Source organism: Paraeggerthella hominis (assembly GCF_021044775.1).
Lineage (GTDB): Bacteria > Actinomycetota > Coriobacteriia > Coriobacteriales > Eggerthellaceae > Paraeggerthella > Paraeggerthella hominis.
The window spans coordinates 237299-256036 of record NZ_JAJNOQ010000001.1 but is presented as its reverse complement, the minus strand read 5'-3'; the positions used below and the strand labels follow the sequence as shown (position 1 = coordinate 256036).

General features: G+C 63.9%; 19 protein-coding genes and 1 pseudogene. 12 read left to right on the top strand and 8 right to left on the bottom strand.

What is annotated here, in order from left to right; translation table 11 throughout:
* Positions 1-10: 10 nt before the first annotated feature.
* Together cydC and LQE90_RS01125 are read left to right on the top strand one after the other, a co-directional pair.
* Positions 11-1777: a thiol reductant ABC exporter subunit CydC gene (gene cydC, locus LQE90_RS01130; RefSeq protein WP_216528560.1), complete on the top strand. Its 1767-nt coding sequence runs from the start codon at positions 11-13 to the stop codon at positions 1775-1777.
* A gap of 120 nt (positions 1778-1897) precedes the next feature.
* A pseudogene (locus LQE90_RS01125) lies at positions 1898-2185 on the top strand (peptide chain release factor-like protein); the annotation flags it as partial.
* 47 nt (positions 2186-2232) lie between these two features.
* On the opposite strand, the gene LQE90_RS01120 reads toward LQE90_RS01125, so the two are convergent.
* Positions 2233-2454, bottom strand: coding sequence for a helix-turn-helix domain-containing protein (locus LQE90_RS01120; protein ID WP_216528558.1), 222 nt, complete (start codon positions 2452-2454; stop codon positions 2233-2235).
* 9 nt (positions 2455-2463) lie between these two features.
* Complete coding sequence (locus LQE90_RS01115) at positions 2464-2799, bottom strand: hypothetical protein (protein ID WP_216528557.1); 336 nt, start codon at positions 2797-2799, stop codon at positions 2464-2466.
* A gap of 648 nt (positions 2800-3447) precedes the next feature.
* Between LQE90_RS01115 and LQE90_RS01110 the strand changes: the two genes are divergently transcribed.
* The 10 genes from LQE90_RS01110 (at position 3448) to LQE90_RS01065 (ending at position 13209) form a co-directional block, all read left to right on the top strand.
* Positions 3448-4509, top strand: a complete 1062-nt coding sequence (locus LQE90_RS01110; protein ID WP_216528556.1) for a nucleoid-associated protein — start codon at positions 3448-3450, stop codon at positions 4507-4509.
* Positions 4510-4764: 255 nt separating this feature from the next.
* Positions 4765-5349, top strand: coding sequence for a helix-turn-helix domain-containing protein (locus tag LQE90_RS01105; protein ID WP_114565753.1), 585 nt, complete (start codon positions 4765-4767; stop codon positions 5347-5349).
* Positions 5350-5470: 121 nt separating this feature from the next.
* Positions 5471-7249, top strand: a complete 1779-nt coding sequence (locus LQE90_RS01100) for an AMP-binding protein (RefSeq protein ID WP_114565752.1) — start codon at positions 5471-5473, stop codon at positions 7247-7249.
* Positions 7249-7968 (top strand): nucleotide-binding protein, encoded by a 720-nt coding sequence (locus LQE90_RS01095; RefSeq protein WP_216528689.1) that lies wholly within the window; start codon positions 7249-7251, stop codon positions 7966-7968. Before LQE90_RS01100 ends, LQE90_RS01095 begins: the two co-directional genes overlap by 1 nt.
* A 101-nt stretch (positions 7969-8069) precedes the next feature.
* On the top strand, positions 8070-8276 hold the full coding sequence (locus LQE90_RS01090; RefSeq protein ID WP_114565750.1) for a 4Fe-4S binding protein: 207 nt from the start codon (positions 8070-8072) through the stop codon (positions 8274-8276).
* Between the two features lie 2 nt (positions 8277-8278).
* A complete protein-coding gene (locus LQE90_RS01085) occupies positions 8279-9343 on the top strand; it encodes a 3-methyl-2-oxobutanoate dehydrogenase subunit VorB (RefSeq protein ID WP_114565749.1) in 1065 nt (354 codons plus the stop codon).
* Position 9344: 1 nt separating this feature from the next.
* Positions 9345-10184: a thiamine pyrophosphate-dependent enzyme gene (locus tag LQE90_RS01080; RefSeq protein WP_114565748.1), complete on the top strand. Its 840-nt coding sequence runs from the start codon at positions 9345-9347 to the stop codon at positions 10182-10184.
* The gene (locus LQE90_RS01075; protein ID WP_114565747.1) at positions 10181-10717 is read left to right on the top strand and encodes a 2-oxoacid:ferredoxin oxidoreductase subunit gamma family protein; all 537 of its coding nucleotides are present in this window, start codon (positions 10181-10183) and stop codon (positions 10715-10717) included. Before LQE90_RS01080 ends, LQE90_RS01075 begins: the two co-directional genes overlap by 4 nt.
* Positions 10718-10790: 73 nt before the next feature.
* Positions 10791-11342 (top strand): helix-turn-helix domain-containing protein, encoded by a 552-nt coding sequence (locus LQE90_RS01070; protein ID WP_216528555.1) that lies wholly within the window; start codon positions 10791-10793, stop codon positions 11340-11342.
* A 193-nt stretch (positions 11343-11535) separates the two neighbouring features.
* The gene (locus LQE90_RS01065; RefSeq protein ID WP_216528554.1) at positions 11536-13209 is read left to right on the top strand and encodes an AMP-binding protein; all 1674 of its coding nucleotides are present in this window, start codon (positions 11536-11538) and stop codon (positions 13207-13209) included.
* A gap of 120 nt (positions 13210-13329) precedes the next feature.
* Here LQE90_RS01065 and LQE90_RS01060 read toward each other — a convergent pair whose 3' ends face one another.
* The 6 genes from LQE90_RS01060 to LQE90_RS01035 are packed head-to-tail and all read right to left on the bottom strand — an operon-like array spanning position 13330 to position 18738.
* Complete coding sequence (locus LQE90_RS01060) at positions 13330-13689, bottom strand: DMT family transporter (protein ID WP_225749241.1); 360 nt, start codon at positions 13687-13689, stop codon at positions 13330-13332.
* Positions 13676-14077, bottom strand: a complete 402-nt coding sequence (locus LQE90_RS01055) for an EamA family transporter (protein ID WP_231088156.1) — start codon at positions 14075-14077, stop codon at positions 13676-13678. The genes LQE90_RS01060 and LQE90_RS01055 overlap by 14 nt, the downstream gene beginning before the upstream one ends.
* A 2-nt stretch (positions 14078-14079) precedes the next feature.
* Complete coding sequence (gene rffA / locus LQE90_RS01050) at positions 14080-15219, bottom strand: dTDP-4-amino-4,6-dideoxygalactose transaminase (RefSeq protein WP_216528553.1); 1140 nt, start codon at positions 15217-15219, stop codon at positions 14080-14082.
* A complete protein-coding gene (locus tag LQE90_RS01045; protein WP_216528552.1) occupies positions 15216-16475 on the bottom strand; it encodes a type III PLP-dependent enzyme domain-containing protein in 1260 nt (419 codons plus the stop codon). Before LQE90_RS01045 ends, rffA begins: the two co-directional genes overlap by 4 nt.
* Positions 16472-17425, bottom strand: a complete 954-nt coding sequence (locus tag LQE90_RS01040; protein WP_114565743.1) for a glycosyltransferase family 2 protein — start codon at positions 17423-17425, stop codon at positions 16472-16474. The genes LQE90_RS01045 and LQE90_RS01040 overlap by 4 nt, the downstream gene beginning before the upstream one ends.
* Positions 17422-18738, bottom strand: coding sequence for an ATP-grasp domain-containing protein (locus LQE90_RS01035; protein WP_216528551.1), 1317 nt, complete (start codon positions 18736-18738; stop codon positions 17422-17424). The genes LQE90_RS01040 and LQE90_RS01035 overlap by 4 nt, the downstream gene beginning before the upstream one ends.

Here is an 18738-nt window from a genome sequence, read left to right as displayed (position 1 = left end):
GGCGAGGGCTATGCGCAGGACGTGGCGTGAGGATCGCTGGGTCGTGCCGTTCTTCAAGCGGTACCGCAAGGTGCTTGCGCTCGCGCTGCTCCTGGGCTTCGCGACGTTCGCTTTCGCGGCCGGCCTCATGTTCACCTCCGGCTTTCTGATAAGCGGCGCCGCCGGTGTGCCCGAGTCCATTTTGGCCCTTAATTTGCCGCTCATCTTCGTGCGCATATTCGGCATAGGCAAGCCGCTGCTTCATTACCTGGAGCGGCTGTGCAGCCACGACTGGGTGCTGCGCATGACGTCGGACCTGCGCCTGAAGCTGTACCGGTCGCTTGAGAAGGATGCGCTGTTCTTCCGCGCGACGCATCGTACGGGCGATGTGCTGGGTCTTTTGTCCGAGGATATCGGGCATTTGCAGAACCTTTATTTGAGAACGGTGTTCCCGACGGTGATCGCCTGGGCGCTGTGGTTCGCCCTGGTGGCGGCTGCGGGGTTCTTCTCGCCGTTTCTGGCGTGCATGCTGTTTGTCATGCTGGGGTCGGCGGTCCTGCTGCTGCCTGCGGTTTCGGTGCTGGCATGCGGCGCGCGCCGCATGCGCTACAAAGCGTTGCGAAACGATCTGTACGCCGAGCTGACCGACAACGTGCTGGGCGTGTCCGACTGGGTGTTCTCCCAGCGCGGCGACGAGTACCTGACGCGCTACCGCGCGGCCGAGCGCTCCATGAGGGAACTGGCCGCCGCCGAGGAGCGCTTCGCCCGCCGCCGCGACGTGGTGCTGCAGGTTCTGTTCGCCGTGACGGCCGCCCTGCTCCTTGTTTGGGCGGGTTCGTACTTCGGCGGGCAGGGCGCCGATACGGCGAACTGGATCGCAGCGTTCGTGCTGGGCTTCTTCCCGCTCATCGACGCGTTCGCGCCGCTGTCGGCGTCGGCGGTCGACGCGTTCTCGTACGGCGACTCTCTCGAGCGCTTGAACGAGCTTCCGGATGCCGACGAGCGCTCTGCGAAGCAAGCCGCGCAACCGTGCGCGCCCCTCGATATGCTGGTGGAGGGCGTAACGTATGCGTATCCGGGATCTGCGCGGCCCGTGCTCAAGGGGATGCAGCTTGAGGTTCCCGCAGGCCAGAAGGTCGCGATCCTGGGACGCAGCGGTGCGGGGAAGAGCACGCTCGCATCGCTCATGCGAGGCGATCTCGCTCCCGACGAGGGGCGGGTTACGCTCGGCGGCGTGCCGACGCGCGACCTGGGCGACGACGCGTGCGCGTACATCGGCGTGATTCAGCAGCGCGTTTACCTGTTCAACATGACGCTTTTGGAGAACGTGCGCATTGGGAGGCCCGACGCGTCCGTTGACGAGGTGCGAAACGTTCTCGAGCAGGTAGGCTTGCGCGACATGGTCGGCCGGCTTCCCGATGGGCTGGACACGATGGTCGACGAGGCTGGCCTGCGGTTCTCGGGCGGCGAGAGGCAGCGCATCGCGCTTGCGCGCGTGCTTTTGCAGGATGCGCCCGTTGTCATCTTGGACGAACCGTGTGTCGGGCTGGATCCTTTGACCGAGCAGGCCCTGCTGTCCACGCTCTTCAAGACGCTGGCCGATCGCACCGTCATCATGATCACGCATCACCTGCTGGGCGCTTCGGCTTGCGATCGGGTGGTGTTCGTGGAGGACGGCCGCGCGGTTTTGGACGGAGCTCCGTGCGAGCTCGAGCGAACGAGTTCGCGCTATCGCCGCCTGCTCGCGTTCGACCGGGGGCGGCGGCTGCAAGACGTCGACGAGTCGTGCGAGGGCTGAGGCGCTTGCGGTTTCTGCTAGTATGGAGTCATGGACCAAGACCGCCCGACATACCGAGACTTTGCCGTATGGGCACGTCAACCGCTCGACGAGGTCGAGCGCGATTGCGAGGTGCAGGCGTTTCGGGCCAGCGGGCCGGGCGGGCAATGCGTGAACACCACGGACTCGGCGGTGCGCATGGAGCACCGCCCAAGCGGGATCGTCGTGGTTTCGCGCGAGTCGCGCAGCCAGTTTCGCAATAGGCGGCTGTGCTTGCAGAAGCTGCATGCCGCGTTCGAGCGCGCGGCGATGCCCCCGAAGGCTCGCCATGCCACGAAGCCTTCCCGAAGGGCGCGCGAGGCGCGCCTGGCCGACAAGCATCGCCGCGCCCAGGTGAAGTCTCGGCGCGGGCGCGTGGAGGGGGAGTAGCTGCGGTTTTGCCGAGTCGTTGGGACGGGCGGCGCTCGGGTTTCCCCCTAAGTGCGCTCCGGTTCGTCGTCGATGCGCTTGAGGATGTCGCCCGGCTGGCAGTCAAGTTCCCGGCAAATGGCGTCAAGCGTTTTGAAACGCACGCCGCTCACTTTGCCGTTCTTTATCTTCGAGAGGTTGCCGTCCGCGATGCCTACGCGCCCCGCCAAATCTCCAAGCGATATTTTTCGGTCAGCCATCATCCGATCAAGGCGCAATACAATAGTCATGACGTTTCCCTAGATGATCTCGAAGTTCTCGTCTTGGATAAGGTAGCCGTATTCGAATATCTGCCCAAGGCAGAAGATGATGCCCGCCGCAACCAAAGCGATGATGCCCGTTTCGTTGAATATCGTGAAGTAAGGCTGGCCGGTGGCGAAGCTGAGCAGCGCGTATCCCAGCCACTGCGGCAGCAGCACGGCGGCGAGCAGCATCACGGCTATCGTTTTGATCTTGCGCGGTAGTTCTTTGAGGAAAGGGGTTTGCTCGCGCCCGATACGAAGGAGCGTGAGGGCCACGTACACGAACAGGATCGCAAGGAGCGTCAGCTGGACCAAGCTGGAGACGGTTTTCACGGCAAGCCGGTCTCCGAGAATGGGGCTTAGGCTTGCCAGGGAGGGTAGGCCGAAGAACGCGAAGGTTCCGCTACATCGTCTTCGTCCAGGTTCTGTCAAAACGAACGAGTTTTGCTGGTCCTCAAACCAGGATAAATGCAGCGCGTAAGTCTTTGACCAGGCATGATGAAAAGTGCCCCTTTGCAACCTGCCTGCGAGAGGCGGAAAATCCCCGCAAAACTCGTCCGTTTTGACAGAACCTGGAAATCTCTGTGGCGAATTGAAGCGTTCCCGCCAACCTTGCCGAGCCCCATGCTCAATCCGAAAAACCTGCCGGGTTTTCGGATCGCAAGCACGAAAGGCGCCCCGAAGCGCCCCGGCATCTCGCTGCTCGGGGCGCCGCGCAGGCGTCGAGCGACCCTCGCACACGGCGCACCCCGCACCCCGCCGCACGCAGCGCACCCGCACCCCGCACCCCGCCCGTACTCCGCACGCACCTCGCCCGCACCCCGCCCGTACCTCGCACGCAGCTCGTCCGCCGCATCCGAGCGCGCGTAATCCGCCGCTTCGGCGCGTCTGGTGATTCTTGGAACTTTGCGCCTTGTCGGTCTCGCTCCGGTATCCTTGTTGGTCGCTTACAGGAACCCCGACATTTCAAGGACGGCATCCATGCTCAAGGTGAACCGTGCGGTACTGCACGTTTTCGATTTCGTTTCGTGCGTCAACGTCTTCTCTCAGGAAGAGCTTGACCTGGACAGTAAAAACGTCAAGCGCTACGTGACGAGCCATGCGAAAAAGGCGCTCGGCAACCTGGACAACAAGCGCGGCGAGTTTTCCGAAGACAGCATGTTCGCCGAAGAGATTCGCGCGTATTTTCTGGGGCAGCGCGACTTCATCGACCTGTCCGTGCAGGTAGCCGAGTTCATCGCTACCGAGCTGGGCCGCATGGAGAAGGCCGAGTCGACCGATCTTCTGGTCATCGACTTCGAGGACGACACCGACTCTAACGTGCGGAACATGACCGACGAGGAGGCCGAGGCGGCCTATCGCGGCGAAGGGAAGCGCTACTTCGCGCTCTTTCTGCTGGAAAGCAAGCAGGCGTTCATGCACGAGGTGGGCCGCGGCGAGGAGGGCGGTACGCGCGTGGACGTGGCGCGTCACCATGCGATCCTTCCGAACCCCTCGCAAAAGGTTGCTTCCTACGCGTTGATCGAGTCGAAGTCGCTCGCGGTGCTGTTCTGCGACAAGAAGCGCACCATCGCTGGCGAAGACCGCTGGCTCATCCCCGACGGGTTGCTGCAGTGCTCCATGGAGGCGTCGAGCAAGGAGGTGTTCGACACGGTCGCCCGCATTGTGGAAGAAGTTGCCGAGGAATACGGCGCCAACACGGCGATGGCGGTTTCGAAGGCGAAGGCCTATGTGGCCGAAAACGCCGAGGAGTCGGACGAGCTTGCGCCGTGGGATCTTGCTGACGAGGTGTTCGAAGACGAGCCTTTGCAGAAGCGCTTCGAGGAAGCGCTCGCCGAGGAAGCGCTGCCGGAGCGCGTGGTCGTGGAAAAGGCGGTGGCCCAACGCGTGGCGAAAAGCCACAAGATCGTTACCGATACGGGCATCGAGGTGAAGTTCCCGGCCGAGTACTCGCAAAGCCCCGAGTTCATCGAGTTCGTCAGCGCGCCGAACGGGTTGATCTCCATCGAGTTGAAGAACATCGGGCGCATCGAGAACCGCTAAGCGTCTGCGGTTTCAGAAGGGGCGAGGCGCCGAGCGGGGCGCGGCGAAGCGGGGGATGCCCCGTTGCCGCGGCCCGCTCCGGTCGGTTCTGGGATTTTGTCCATCTGCCCCTGCGCCGCTGGCAGAGTTTTCCGGCTTCCTCCTTTCTTTCCGATCAAGTTGCTATACAATAGATTAACTTTTCATCCGACAGGCACCGCCGACCACGCTCGCTGGCGACGATGCTGCGATTCGCCAGAAGGAGGTCTAGCGACTATGGAGCCGAACATCGAAGAGGTGGCAGGGCGCATTCGGGCGCTACGCGAAGACCTCGACATCACCATGCAGGAAATGGCGGATGCTACCGGACGTTCCGTGGCGGAGTACGCCGCGCAGGAATCCGGCGATCAGGACCTGTCGTTCACGTTTCTGTACAAGTGCGCCGAGCGGTTGGGCGTCGACGTCATTGAGCTGCTGACCGGCGAAAACCCGCATCTGTCCGGCTACTCGCTCACGCGCGCCGCCGATGGCCTGTCCATCAAGCGCCGCGCAGGCTTCGAGTACCTGCACAAGGCTCCTCACTTCAAGAACAAGCTGGCGGAACCGTTCCTGGTAACCGCCCCTTATCTGGAAGAGGAACAGGACCGCCCCATTCACCTGTCCTATCACGTGGGTCAAGAGCTCGACTACATCATCTCGGGACGCATGCGCTTCGCGTACGAGGACCATGTTGAAGAGTTGGAAGCCGGCGATCTGCTTATGTACGATTCCGGCCGCGGCCACGGCATGATCGCCACCGGAGGCGAGCCGTGCACGTTTCTGGCCATTGTCATGAAGCCCCACGGGGAAACGATTATCTAGGCGCTGCCGACCGCCGCTCGCGCACTGCGGGCGATCGCGCGCCTGACAGCGCCTTCAATTCGATGATCGTATCCGTCTCGCGGCGGACTGGCCGCCGCATATCCTGCAAGGAAGAACACCTATGAGAAACATCAACCTCCGTTACGTGAACGAAGCCTACGACTGCGAAGGCAAACTGTCCGATTTCCAGGTCAAATGCCCCGAAGCCTTCAACTTCGGCTACGACGTGGTGGACGACATCGCGCTGAACGACCCCGATCGTCGCGCCATGGTGTGGTGCAACCCCGAAGGCGAAGAGCACGTGTTCACGTTCGGCGACATGAAGCGCTGGTCGGACAAGACCGCCAACTTCCTGGCGGACGCCGGCATCGGTCGCGGCGACTACGTCATGGTGATCCTGCGCCGCCATTACCAGTTCTGGTTCGTGGCCACGGCGCTGGCGAAGCTGGGCGCGGTCATGGTGCCCGCCACCTTCATGCTCAAGGAGCACGACCTGGAGTATCGCCTGAACGGCGCTTCCATCAAAGCCATGATCGCCACGTCGCTGGGCGACATCGCCGAAGTAACCGACGCCGTGGAGGCGTCGTGCCCGTCGCTCACGGCGAAGATCCTGGTGAACGGCGCGGGCGGCGGTTTGACGCCCGAAGACGAAACGGGCGCGATCGTGCTGCCCGAAGGCGAGCTCATCGGTCCCGCCCTGTCCGGGCCGGAGGGCGTGTGCGCGGCTCCCGCCGTGCGCGAGGGCTGGCTCGATTTCAACACGGGGGTGCGCGCCGCCTCCGACGAGTTCGCGCGCCGCGAGACGGCCGCCGCCGATCCCATGCTCATGTACTTCTCGTCCGGGACGTCGGGCAATCCGAAAATGGTGCTGCACGATTCCGAATACGCTATCGCGCACCTGGTCACGGCCAAGCATTGGCACAACGTGGATCCCGAAGGCGTGCATTTCACCATCGCGGACACGGGTTGGGGCAAAGCCGTGTGGGGCAAGTACTACGGACAGTGGCTCATGGAGGCGTGCGTGTTCACGTACGACTTCGACCGGTTCCATCCGTCCGAGATCCTTTCGCTCATCGGGCGCTACGGCATCACCACGCTGTGCTGCCCGCCCACCATGTACCGCATGATGATGGCCGAGGACATCGATTCGTTCGACCTGTCCACGCTTGCGTACTCCACCACGGCGGGCGAGGCGCTCAACCCCGACCTGTTCGATTTCTGGAAGGAGCACACGGGGCTCACCATCTTCGAAGGGTTCGGGCAGACCGAAACGCCGCTGACCATCGCGAACCTGACGGGGTCCTCTCCGCGTCCCGGCTCCATGGGCAAGCCCATCCCGCTGTACAACACGCAGATCCTGCGCGAGGACGGCTCGCGATGCGAAACGGGCGAAACGGGCGAAGTGTGCATCGACGTGCGCGAGAAGGCTCCCGGCATCATGCTGGAGTACTACCGCGACCCCGAGAAGACGGCGGCGGCCATGCACGACGGCTGGTACCACACAGGAGACACGGCCTGGCGCGACGAGGACGGCTACTTCTGGTACGTCGGCCGCAACGACGACGTCATCAAGTCGAGCGGTTACCGCATCGGCCCCTTCGAGATCGAAAGCGTGCTGCTCGAGCACGAGTCCGTGCGCGAGTGCGCGGTCACGGGCGTGCCCGACCCGGTGCGCGGCAAGGCCGTCAAGGCCACCGTGGTGCTGGCGGAAGGGTTCGCGGGCTCCGACGCGCTCACGCGCGAGCTGCAAACCTGGGTCAAGCACCGCACGGCTCCGTACAAGTACCCGCGCATCGTGGAGTACGTCGAGGCGCTGCCGAAAACCGTGAACGGCAAGATCCGCCGCGCGGCCATCCGCGAGGTGGACGAGAGCGCGAAGCCCGTGGAAGGGCTCGTGTGATGAGCGCGCAGCGCTATGCCCCCGACGCGTCGGTGGTGGTCGTGTGCGGCCACTACGGCGTGGGGAAGACGAACTTTTCGCTCAACCTGGCCTTTGACGCGCGCGAACGCGGCGTGGACGTGACCCTGGTCGATTTGGACGTGGTGAATCCCTACTTCCGCTCGAGCGACTACCGCGCGCTGCTGGAAGAACGGGGGATTTCCGTGATCGCTCCGGTGATGGCGGGAACCACGCTCGACAGCCCTAGCTTGTCCGGGGCCGTCGGCCCGGCCGTCGAGTCGGCTCGCAAGGACGACGGGCGCGAGCGCCTGCTCATCATCGACGCCGGGGGCGACGACGTGGGCGCGACGGCGCTCGGCCGGTTCGCCGGTTCGGTTGCGGCGGCTCCCTACGAGATGCTGTACGTGGTGAATCGCAGCCGCAACCTTACGCAGGACCCGGCCGAGGCGGTCGACGTGCTGCGCGAAGTGGAGGAGAAATGCCACCTGCACGCCACTGCGATCGTGAACAACACGCACCTCAAGCAGGATACCGACGAAGCTACGGTGAGGCAGGGAGTGCCCTTCGCGCAAGCGGTCGCGGAGCAGGCGGGCCTGCCTTTGGCGTGCACGACGGTCCCGATAAGCCTCGCAGACCGGAAAACTGCCCTCTTTGGACTGAATGACGGTCGGCAAACGCTCTATCCTGTGCAAGTATATGTACGTACTCCTTGGGAATAATGCGAGAGTACGCGTTTCAACGGGTTTGTCCGTCTGATGCGCGTTGAGCTCCTGTGCCCGCGGCGCGGCGCAGGAGCCTACAAGACGAGGAAGGTTCCATCATGCCGAGAATACTGGTAGACGATCATTTTTGCAAAGGGTGCGGCCTGTGCGTCGACGCGTGCCCGACGCACATCATCGAACTCGATCACGAGCGCATCACCGCGAAGGGCTACCATCCGGCGCGCCTGATCGATGCCGAGCGTTGCACGGGCTGCATGTCCTGCGCGCTCATGTGTCCCGACGTCGCGATTACGGTGGTGAGGTAGCTATGGCAGAGAAAGTGCTCATGAAGGGCAACGAGGCGATGGCCGAGAGCGCGATTCGCGCCGGGTGCCGCTTCTTCTTCGGATACCCCATCACGCCGCAGACCGAGCTTGCCGCGTACATGTCCAAGCGCTTGCCGAAGGAAAACGGCACGTACCTGCAGGCGGAAAGCGAGGTCGCGGCCATCAACATGGTGTACGGTGCCGCGTCCGCGGGCGCGCGCGTCATGACGTCCTCCTCGTCGCCGGGAATCTCGCTCAAGGGCGAGGGCATCTCCTACATGGCCGGCTGCGATCTGCCGGGCGTCATCGTGAACGTGCAGCGCGGCGGCCCGGGCCTCGGCGGCATCCAGCCGTCGCAGTCCGATTACTGGCAGGCCACGCGCGCAACCGGCCACGGCGACTTCCAGATCATGGTGTACGCGCCTTCGACCGTGCAGGAAATGGCCGACTGCGCCTACCTGGCTTTCGACAAGGCCGACGAGTACCGCATCCCCGTCATGATCTTGGCCGACGGCATGCTGGGCCAGATGATGGAGCCGGTGGTCCTTCCCGAGCGCAAAGAGCAGTTGCCCGAGAAGCCCTGGGCCACCACGGGCCACAAGAACGCCCGCGCCCACAACATCATGGACTCGCTGTACCTCAAGGCGGAAGACCTCGAGCGCCTCAACCGCGAGCGGTTCGAGCGCTACGACCTGATCAAGGCCAACGAGCAGCGTGCCGAGTCGTTCATGGTCGACGACGCCGACATCGTGCTGGTCGCGTTCGGCGCCTCCGCCCGCATTGCGCGCAGCGCGGTCGTGTCGGCTCGCGAGAAGGGCATCAAGGCCGGTCTCATCCGTCCGATCACGCTGTGGCCGTTCCCGACCGACGCGCTGGAGCATGTCATGGGCACCGCCAAGACGTTCCTGTCGGTCGAGATGAACATGGGCCAGATGGTCGACGACATTCGCTTGGCGGCCGCGGGCCGCGTTCCGGTCGAGTTCTTCGGCCGTACGGGCGGCATCATCCCCACGCCGGTGGAGGTGCTTGCCAAGATCGAGGAACTGCAGGGAAAGGTAGGTGCGTAGCATGAGCGCCGAAGAGAAGATCGTGTTCGAGCGTCCGCATGCGCTCCTTCCCGTCATCACCAATTACTGTCCGGGCTGCCCGCACGGCATCGTGCATCGTTTGGTGGCCGAAACCATCGACGAACTGGGCGTTGAGGGCGACACGATCGGCGTCGCGCCGGTCGGCTGCGCCGTCACCAACCCCGACTTTTTCTCCTGCGACATGGTCCAGGCCGCGCATGGGCGCGCGCCGGCGGTGGCCACCGCGGTGAAGCGCGTGCTTCCCGACAGCGTAGTGTTCTCCTATCAGGGCGACGGCGACCTGGCTTCCATCGGCATGGCCGAGACCATCCACGCGGCAACGCGCGGCGAGCACATCACCGTCATCTTCATCAACAACGCCATCTACGGCATGACGGGCGGCCAAATGGCTCCCACCAGCTTGCCGAACCAGGTGACGCAGACCTCGCCGTACGGCCGCGACGTGTCCACGGCGGGCTACCCGGTGCGCGTGTGCGAGATGCTGAGCACGCTCGACGGCGTGGCGTACCTGGAGCGCGTGACGGTGGACAGCCCCAAGAACGTGCGCAAGGCGAAGAAGGCCATTAAGAAGGCGTTCCAGAACCAGATCGACGGCGTGGGGTACTCGCTGATCGAAGTGGTGTCCACGTGCCCGACGAACTGGGGCCTCACGCCGCAGGATTCGTTTGCGTGGATGCGCGAGAACATGCTGCCGTACTATCCGCTGGGCGTGTACAAAGACGTGGTGGCCGACGGGTTCGCCAATGCAGCCGAGGCTGCGTCGGCGCGCAATGCCGATTGCCCGGTGGCGCATCCGGTGACGGAAGGGGGTGCGCGATGAGCCGCACCATGAACGCCGTTCTGGCGGGCTTCGGCGGCCAGGGCATCCTGTTCGCCGGCAAGATCATCGCCATCGCCGGCCTGATCGAGGACCGCGAGGTTTCGTGGCTGCCCTCCTACGGCCCCGAGATGCGCGGCGGCACCGCGAACTGCAGCGTGTGCCTGGCCGACGATCCCATCGGCAGCCCGCTCGTGCTGACGCCCGACGTGCTGGTGGTCATGAACCAGCCTTCGCTCGACAAGTTCGAGGGCAGCGTGCAGGAAGGCGGCACCGTGGTGGTGGACTCCACGCTGGTGCAGCGCATCCCCGAGCTTCCCGGCGTGAACGTGTTCGCCGTTCCGGCCACGCAGCTGGCCGAAGAGAACGGCTACAAGGGCCTGGCGAACGTGATCCTGGTAGGGAAGCTGTTCGCCGAAACCGGGTTCTGTTCCGAAGAGACGCTTAAGGCGGCTGTCGAGAAGTGCGTGCCCGCGAAGAAGATCGCGAAGCTCCCGGCGAACCTTGCCGCGCTTGAGCTGGGAATGAAGTCGTAGGTCGTGCCGAGGGGCGCATCGCAAGAGCGCCCCGCCCGCGCGCGGCGCGGGCGAGTGAGGTGGAGGGAGCCACATGGTAGCTGAACTGGCCGAGATCGGCCTGCGCATCAAGGGCCTGCGCGAGGCGTGCGACGTCACGCCCGAGGACATGGCCGCCGAGCTTGAAGTGCCGCTGGAGAAGTACCTCGAATGGGAGGAAACAGGCGCTGACGTGCCTATTTCCGCCATTTACCACCTGGCGCACACCTTCGGCGTGGAATTTACCGAGATCCTGACGGGAACCGCGGCGAAGCTGAACACCTACCAGGTGGTGAAGAAGGGGGAGGGCCGCGAGGTCGACCGCTATCCCGGCTACCACTTCGAGGATCTGGCTTGGCGCTACACCGGCAAGATCATGCAGCCTTTGCTGGTGGTGCTCGATCCGTCGGACGAGCCGGCGAAGCTGGTTACGCACACCGGCCAGGAGTTCAATCTGGTCCTCGAGGGCACGGTCGTCGTGACGTGGGAGGACAAGGAATTCGAGCTGCACGCCGGAGACAGCATCTACTTCAACCCGGAGCATCCGCACGGTCAGCGTTGCGGAAGCGACGTGCCCGCCAAGTTCGTCACCATTATCGCGGAGTGATCCGATCCGCCGTTCTCCGAACGGCGGATCCGCTCGACGCTGCGAAGCGCTGCGGCGGCCCATCTTGCCGCTCCAAGCCCTCGTCGCGTACCCACGGTACGCTTCCTCGGGCTTTCACGGCAATCTGAGCCACCGCAGCGCTTCTCGCTGACCTTGCTGGACCGATAAGGCGTGAGAAAGGAAAGCTGCGCCCGTGAATCACATCTTGAAGAAATACTGTCCGCGCATCGAGTTCGATTCGTACGAGGACTTTTACGAGAACTTTCAGATCGACGTGCCCGAGGCGTTCAACTTCGGTTTCGACGTAGTGGACGAATGGGCGCGCGTGGAGCCGGGCAAGCAGGCGCTCGTGTGGTGCGACGACCACGATGCCGAGCATGCGTTCACGTTCGAGGAGCTTGCGCGTCTATCGAACCGCGCCGCTCACGGCTTCGCGCGACTGGGTATCGGCAAGGGCGACGTGGTCATGATGATCCTGCGCCGCCGCTGGGAGTACTGGGTGTGCGCCGTGGCGCTGTGCAAGCTGGGCGCCACCATCATTCCGGCGTCGTTGCAGCTGACGAAGAAGGACATCGTGTACCGTGCGGCCAGCGCGCAGGTGAAGGCCGTCGTATGCGTGAACGACGAGTACGTGTGCGAGCAGATGGAGGAGGCGCTGCCCGAGTCGCCGTCCATCGCAAATCGCATCATCGTGGCCGGTCAACGAGACGGTTGGACCACGTTTAACCAGCTGATCGAGGGCGAGTCCGACGAGTTCGAGCGCCCCGTGGGCGAAGCCGGCGTCACGAGCAAGGACATCATGCTCATCTACTTCACGTCGGGCACCACCGGCATGGCGAAGGCCGTGTGCCACAACTTCGCGCATCCTCTGGGCCATATCATCACGGCGAAGTACTGGCAGCAGGTCGAGGAGAACGCGCTGCACATGAGCGTGACCGACAGCGGCTGGGCGAAGTTCGGCTGGGGCAAGATCTACGGGCAGTGGATTGCCGGCGCCACCGTGTTCGCCTACGACATGGACAAGTTCGTGCCGGAAAAGCTGCTGCAGAAGATCCAGGATCATAAGCTGACCACGTTCTGCGCGCCGCCCACCATGTACCGCTTCATGCTGCAGGAAGACGTGAGCGCCTACGACCTGTCGAGCGTGCGCACGTTCGCCACGGCAGGGGAGCCGCTCAACGCTGAGGTGACGCTTGCGTGGGAGCGGCTGACGGGCAAGAAGATCCGCGAGGGCTTCGGCCAGACGGAGGGCCCGGTGCTGCTGGCGACGTTCCCGTGGATCGATCCGCGTCCCGGCTCCATGGGCAAGCCGTCCCCGCTTTTGAACGTCAAGTTGCTCGATGACGACGGCGTGGAGGTTCCCGATGGCGAAGAGGGCGCGATCTGCGTCACGGGCCTGAAGGAAGCGTATCCGCCGGGCCTGTTCGTAGGGTACTACCAGGACGAAGAGCGTACGCGCGAAGCCGTGGGCGGCGCGTACTACAACCTGCACGACATGGCGTGGCGCGACTCGGACGGGTACTGCTTCTTCGTCGGTCGCAACGACGACGTCATCAAGTGCTCGGGTTACCGCATTGGGCCTTTCGAAGTGGAAAGCGCGCTCATCGAGCATCCGGCAGTGGTCGAGTGCGCCGTGACGGCTGCGCCCGATCCGATCCGCGGCAAGGTGGTCAAGGCCACGATCGTGCTCGCTCGGGGCTACGAGCCGTCTGACGAGCTGGTCAAGGAGCTGCAGAACCACGTGAAGCACGTGACCGCCCCGTACAAGTACCCGCGCATCGTGGAGTTCGTCGACGAGCTTCCCAAGACCATCGGCGGCAAGATCAAGCGCAAGCTGATCCGCAACAACGACGGTATCGAGGACTAACGGCGATCGGGCCGGCCTCGTTTCCCGGCCCGATCGGCTTCAACGGCGCTCTCGGAAAGATTGTCGCCCGAAACGTACGGTTTTCGCTTGGAAACCGTACGTTTCGGGCGACAATCGTTTCTACCACAAGCCTGCTGCGTACACGAGGATGCCCAGCATGATGACCGCGAGCGCGATCGCCTTGGGGCGGCTGACCCGCTCCTTGAAGATGAAGACGCCGAACACGGTGACGTAGAGGTAGCTGGTCGCCTCGAGCACCGGCGCCATGGACAGCGGGATGCCGCGAAACGACACCACCAGCATGAACGTGGACGCCAACATGAGCACGTATCCGCCGATCACCAGCGGGTTGAGGTATTCCTGCATGAAGCTGCCATGCGGCTTCACCGCTTCTTTCTTGAGCATGACCTGCGCGATGGAGCTGACGAACACGCCGAGCGCGCCGATGGCGATGTAGGGGATCATCTCAGCGAAGGGCATGGTCGACCGCTTCCTTCGCCGGTTCGGGCTGATCCGCGTCGGCTGCGTCGGCGCGCGAGTACAGCACCACGCCGGCCACGACGATGGCCGCGCCGAGCACCTTCAGGAAGTTCAGCTCCTCTTGGAAGAAGAGCACTCCCCAAACCAGTCCCCAGAACACCGTGATGGCCCGGTTGGAGAACGCCGTGGTCAACGGCAGGCGCTTTATCACCTGCTGCCAGCCGATAGCGTACAGGAACAGCACCGCCAGCACAGCGGCGTAGAGCAGGTAGAATCGCACGTCGTCGAACGCGAACGAGGCGGCCATCTTGCCGAACAGGTCGGTGAGCGAGTACAGCACGAACAGCAGGTGCAGCGAAACGAACGATTTGAGGTTGACGTGCTTCACGATTACCGACCCGCAGAAGCGAAGAACGCGCACGCAGCTTCGATGACGTGCGCGCGATGCTCTTCGGGAAGCGCGTAGTACAAGGGCAGGCGCACCAAGCGCTCGCTTTCCTTCGTGGTGTGACGATCTTCTCCGAAGAACCTTCCGAACTTCTTGCCCGCAACGGAGGAATGCAGCGGAACGTAATGGAACACGCAGAGAACTCCCTGTTCGCGCATGTGCGCGATGAACGCGCTGCGCTGCTCGAGGTCCCTGCACTTGAGGTAGAACATGTGGGCGTTGTGGGTGCAGTCGGGCGGTACGACGGGCAGCGAGCACGCTTTCGCTTCGGCGTACGGGGCAAGCGCCTCGTAGTAGGCGTTCCAAGTGGCCAGACGGTCGTCGTTGATCTCGTCTGCGCGTTCGAGCTGCGCCCACAGATAGGCCGCGTTCAGCTCGCTGGGCAGGTAGCTCGAGCCGTAGTCGACCCAACTGTACTTGTCCACCTGGCCGCGGAAGAACCGCGACCGGTCGGTGCCTTTCTCGCGCAGGATCTCGGCAGCTTCGTTGTAGGAGGGGTCCTTGGTCAAAAACGCGCCGCCCTCGCCCATGGAGTAGTTCTTCGTCTCATGGAACGAGAAGCAGCCGAAGTCCCCGATGGTGCCCAGGGCCTGCCCTTTGTAGGTGCTCATAACGCCCTGGGCAGCGTCTTCGACCACCAGGATGCCGCGGCTGCGCGCGATGCCGTTGATGGCGTCCATGTTGCACGCCACGCCCGCGTAATGCACGACCACGATAGCGCGAGTGCGCTCGGTAATCGCCTGCTCAACCTGATCTTCGTCGATGTTCATGGTGTCGGGGCGTATATCCACGAACACAAGCTTGGCGCCCGCCAGCACGAAGGCGGTCGCGGTGGACGAGAACGTGTAGCTGGGCAGGATCACCTCGTCGCCCGGCTTGATGCGGCACAGGAGCGCCGCCATTTCGAGCGCGGCCGTGCCGCTTGTGGTGAGCAGGGATTTCTGCACGTCGAAGCGCTGCTCGATCCACTCGCTGCAGCGCTTCGTGTAGGGGCCGTCCCCGCAGACGTTCCCGCTTTCGATGGCGTTGCGGATGTAGTCGTACGCTTGCGGCACGCGAGGCGGCTCGTTGAACGTGATCATGAGGATTCCTCGCTTTCAGCGGATGCGTTGTTGAAGGTGGCGGCGCTTGGGGCGCCGGGCCTTGCGGGTCGCCAGGAAGCTTCGCCGACGTCCGTGAAGCTGCCGTCGGCTTTGCGGACGTAGACGTGCGGGGCGAAGCGAATGAAGAACCCGGGCGTGAACGACATCGAATAGGCACCTGCGTGCTTGATGACGATCAGGTCGCCTTCTGCGAGTTCCGCCTCGTTCTCCAGGATGCAGAGCCGATCGCTTTCCATGCAGGTGTAGCCGCAGAGCACTTGGCGTGCCAGGCGGCGCGGGGCGGCTTCGGGATCGTGCCGGACGATCTCGTAGGCGTAGGCGGTCTTCTTCATCTCGTGGTCGATATTGATGCGGGACAAATCGCATGTCACGAATCGATCGTAGGTGGTGTCCTTCGCGTCGAGCACGCGTCCAACGTAGCGTCCGGGGGTGCAGATCACGGCCCCGCCCGGCTCCACCAGCAGCCGCGTGCGCTCGGGGTCGAACGTGGCGGACAGCTCGGCGGCGATGGCCTGGGCGTAAGCGTCGTAGGCTCCGCGGTTCGCTTCGCCTCCGCCGAAGAAGCCTCCGCCGATGTCGACGAATTCCAGGTCAAGGTCGAGTTCGCGAGCTATGACGGCCGCATGGCGCGCAAGGGCGCGGTACACCTCGACCGTGCGGCTGCGCGTGGTCACGTGCATGTGCAGCCCTGCGATGCGCACGTTCGGCCCGATCGCGCGGACGGCCTGCACGGCGCGCGCCAGCTCGCCGTTCTCGTAGCAATAGCCGAAACGTCCGCCCGCGGCTCCCGTGACGGTTTGACCGGGGCAGTGCGACTCGAGGTCGATGCTCGCACGCAGGCCGACGGAAAGCACGCGATCGGTCGTGCGCGCGATCTCCGCAAGCCAGCGCAGCTCGCGCGCCGAGTCCAGGTTGACCAGGCTTCCCTGCTCAAGCGCCGATTCGAAGCGCGCCCGTCCCTTGATGGGCCCGTTGAAGACGATGCGCTGCGGTTCGAATCCGCATGCGAGCGCCAATTCGTACTCCTCGTCCGAGACGGCTTCCGCCATGCAGCCGCACGTGCGCGCCGTGCGAAGAATCCAGGGCAACGGGTTGGTCTTGATCGAGTAGGCAACCTCGGAGGCGGGGCTCCAATGCGCATGCAGCGCGCGGGCGAAGTCGTGGAAGTTGTCCGCCAGCTCCGTTTCGTCGAACACGAAGCAGGGCGTTTCCAGCTGGAAGAGGGATTCGTTCATCGAGAGGCTCCTTCGCCGATTTGGTTCTCGGACGAGACGTTGCAGCGAGTCCTGATCAGAAACTGGGGGTTCTTGTTGGTCGTCATGAACAAGCGGCCGACGTATTCCCCGATCACGCCCATGAACAGCATGATGACGCCCGAGCACACCAGCATGGTCACCATGACCGAGGCCCAGCCCATCGGCATCGTGGGGTTGTGCAAGCGCTCGAAGAACAGCCAGATCGCGCCCACGAGTCCCGCACCGCCCATGAGCAGGCCCAGCACCGAAGCGATGCGCAGCGGCGTTACCGAGAAGTTCAGGATGGTCGACCACAGTCGCAGCAGGCTTTTCAGGGTGTATCCCGACTGGCCTTCCGCGCGGTCGTAATGCTCCACTTCCACGTTCACTATGCGGTCGGTCGTGCGGAATACGAGGCCCTGCACGTACACCGAGGCGCTTGAGTACTCGACCATGACGTCGCTCACGCAGCGGCGCATGATCAAGAAGTTGCTGTCGGTGACGCCTTTCGGGCATCCAGCCAGCACGCGGATGGTGAACATGGCGAAGCGCGAGCCCAGCCTGCGGTACCAGTTCTCCCGATGCTGGCGAAAGGCGGCGAACACCACGTCGACGCCGTCTTCCAGGCCCGCGATGAGCGCGAGGCATTGCGACGGGTGCGTTTGCATGTCGTCGTCCATGAGCATGACCGCATCTCCGCTCGCCTCGCGCAGACCGGCCATGATGGCGTTGTGCTGGCCGAAGTTGCGCATGAGGTCGATGCCCTTCACGCGCTCGTCCTCGGCGCACAGCTTCGAAATCTCCCGGAACGTTCCGTCTTTCGATCCGTCGTTGACCAGGATGAACTCGTAATCATAGCCGGCATTGACCAGCTCGGTGCGGGTCATGCGCACCACGTCGCCGATCATGCGCTCCGAATAGTAGCAGGGGATGACAACGGATATGTTCATGAGACAGGCTGCTCCTTCGCAGTCGTTTCGCTCGCTTGGGATGCGCGGCAGGCGCTGGGAAGCCGGTTGGGCACGGCGAGGTCCTTGCCGTCGGGGTCGGCGATGGAGAAGTTTTCGAACATCCGCGCGCTTGCGGCGTCCAGCTCGCCGTACGACTCCGCTGCAAGGAACGCGCGCGCGGCATAGGGCTGTCCGCCGCGCGCGTTCTTGACCGTTTGCCCTGGTGCGTAGTACAGAAGGGTCTCCTGCACGCAAGGGCCTTGCAGCGCGGCTTGCGCGGCGTCAAGGCTTGCCACGATGCCGTCGCGCGCGTGAAAGTACAGCCCGCAGCTGCATTTCGGCATGGAGCGCGCGTCGTGGGCTTCAAGGCGGCGTGCAAGGGCGTCGCGGTCGAGCGCCGTGTCAAGCAGCAGATCCTCCACGGACAAGCCGGACGCGTATTCCAGCAGCTCGTGCTCGTAGCCGAACACGCGGCCCGTCACCTCGCATACGTGTATGCCCGAGTCGGGGGACCAGAAAAACTGCATGCATAAAGGGCCGTGCTCGATCCCCGCGAACTCGACGATGCGCTGCGCGTATGCGAGCGCATCGGGCAGGACCTCGTCGGTGAAGCGACTCGGGTACACGATCCTGCTGACGTGGGGAAGATCCTCGAACGCGCACACGGTCTTTTCGCGGTCGGCTACGGAAACGGGGAACACGCGCCCGTGCGACGCCCAGGTGATCATGTTGAACTCGTGCCCGCCGTTGTACTCTTCGAGGACCACGCTGTTCGCGCGCCTCGATTCCTCTGCAACCGAGGCAGCCGATTCGATCGCTTCGACTGCGGTGCGCACGACGCGGACGCCGTACGAGCCGTAGGCATCGACCGGCTTGATGACGCAGGGGAAGCGCAGGGACTCGCACGCCCGTTCGACCTGGTCGAGCGGCACGACGCAGCTGTTCGGGTAGGGCACGCCCAACTGGTCGAACATGTTCTTCATGAGCTGCTTGTTCCTGAGGAATTCCAACTTGTCCAGCGAACAGGGGGCGGGAAGGCCCGCCGCATGCGCAACGCGGCAGCCCTCTTCGAACAGCACGTCGGAAAACGAGGTGATCAGCGCGTCGACGGCTTCGTCGCGACATAGGTTGACCAAGGCTTCGGTGTCCGTGACGGGAATCGTGAACGAGGCATCCGCATGCGCGCGAGCGGGGCCGTGCTCGTAGCCGTCGGCCACGAGCACGCGACAGCCGCGTTCCTTGGCGCGTTGCACCAGAAGCGCGAACTCGTCCATCGAGCCGAGTATCAAAAGGGTTTTCCGTTGGTCGTGCAT

Coding starts and splice junctions, on each gene's coding strand:
- LQE90_RS01095 (WP_216528689.1), top strand. CDS start 7,249: ATGAGCGCGCAGCGCTATGCCCCCGACGCGTCGGTGGTGGTCGTGTGC.
- LQE90_RS01120 (WP_216528558.1), bottom strand. CDS start 2,454: ATGACTATTGTATTGCGCCTTGATCGGATGATGGCTGACCGAAAAATA.
- LQE90_RS01070 (WP_216528555.1), top strand. CDS start 10,791: ATGGTAGCTGAACTGGCCGAGATCGGCCTGCGCATCAAGGGCCTGCGC.
- LQE90_RS01085 (WP_114565749.1), top strand. CDS start 8,279: ATGGCAGAGAAAGTGCTCATGAAGGGCAACGAGGCGATGGCCGAGAGC.
- LQE90_RS01105 (WP_114565753.1), top strand. CDS start 4,765: ATGGAGCCGAACATCGAAGAGGTGGCAGGGCGCATTCGGGCGCTACGC.
- cydC (WP_216528560.1), top strand. CDS start 11: ATGCGCAGGACGTGGCGTGAGGATCGCTGGGTCGTGCCGTTCTTCAAG.
- LQE90_RS01100 (WP_114565752.1), top strand. CDS start 5,471: ATGAGAAACATCAACCTCCGTTACGTGAACGAAGCCTACGACTGCGAA.
- LQE90_RS01035 (WP_216528551.1), bottom strand. CDS start 18,738: ATGCACGACCAACGGAAAACCCTTTTGATACTCGGCTCGATGGACGAG.
- LQE90_RS01090 (WP_114565750.1), top strand. CDS start 8,070: ATGCCGAGAATACTGGTAGACGATCATTTTTGCAAAGGGTGCGGCCTG.
- LQE90_RS01040 (WP_114565743.1), bottom strand. CDS start 17,425: ATGAACATATCCGTTGTCATCCCCTGCTACTATTCGGAGCGCATGATC.
- LQE90_RS01110 (WP_216528556.1), top strand. CDS start 3,448: ATGCTCAAGGTGAACCGTGCGGTACTGCACGTTTTCGATTTCGTTTCG.
- LQE90_RS01060 (WP_225749241.1), bottom strand. CDS start 13,689: ATGCCCTTCGCTGAGATGATCCCCTACATCGCCATCGGCGCGCTCGGC.
- LQE90_RS01080 (WP_114565748.1), top strand. CDS start 9,345: ATGAGCGCCGAAGAGAAGATCGTGTTCGAGCGTCCGCATGCGCTCCTT.
- LQE90_RS01045 (WP_216528552.1), bottom strand. CDS start 16,475: ATGAACGAATCCCTCTTCCAGCTGGAAACGCCCTGCTTCGTGTTCGAC.
- rffA (WP_216528553.1), bottom strand. CDS start 15,219: ATGATCACGTTCAACGAGCCGCCTCGCGTGCCGCAAGCGTACGACTAC.
- LQE90_RS01075 (WP_114565747.1), top strand. CDS start 10,181: ATGAGCCGCACCATGAACGCCGTTCTGGCGGGCTTCGGCGGCCAGGGC.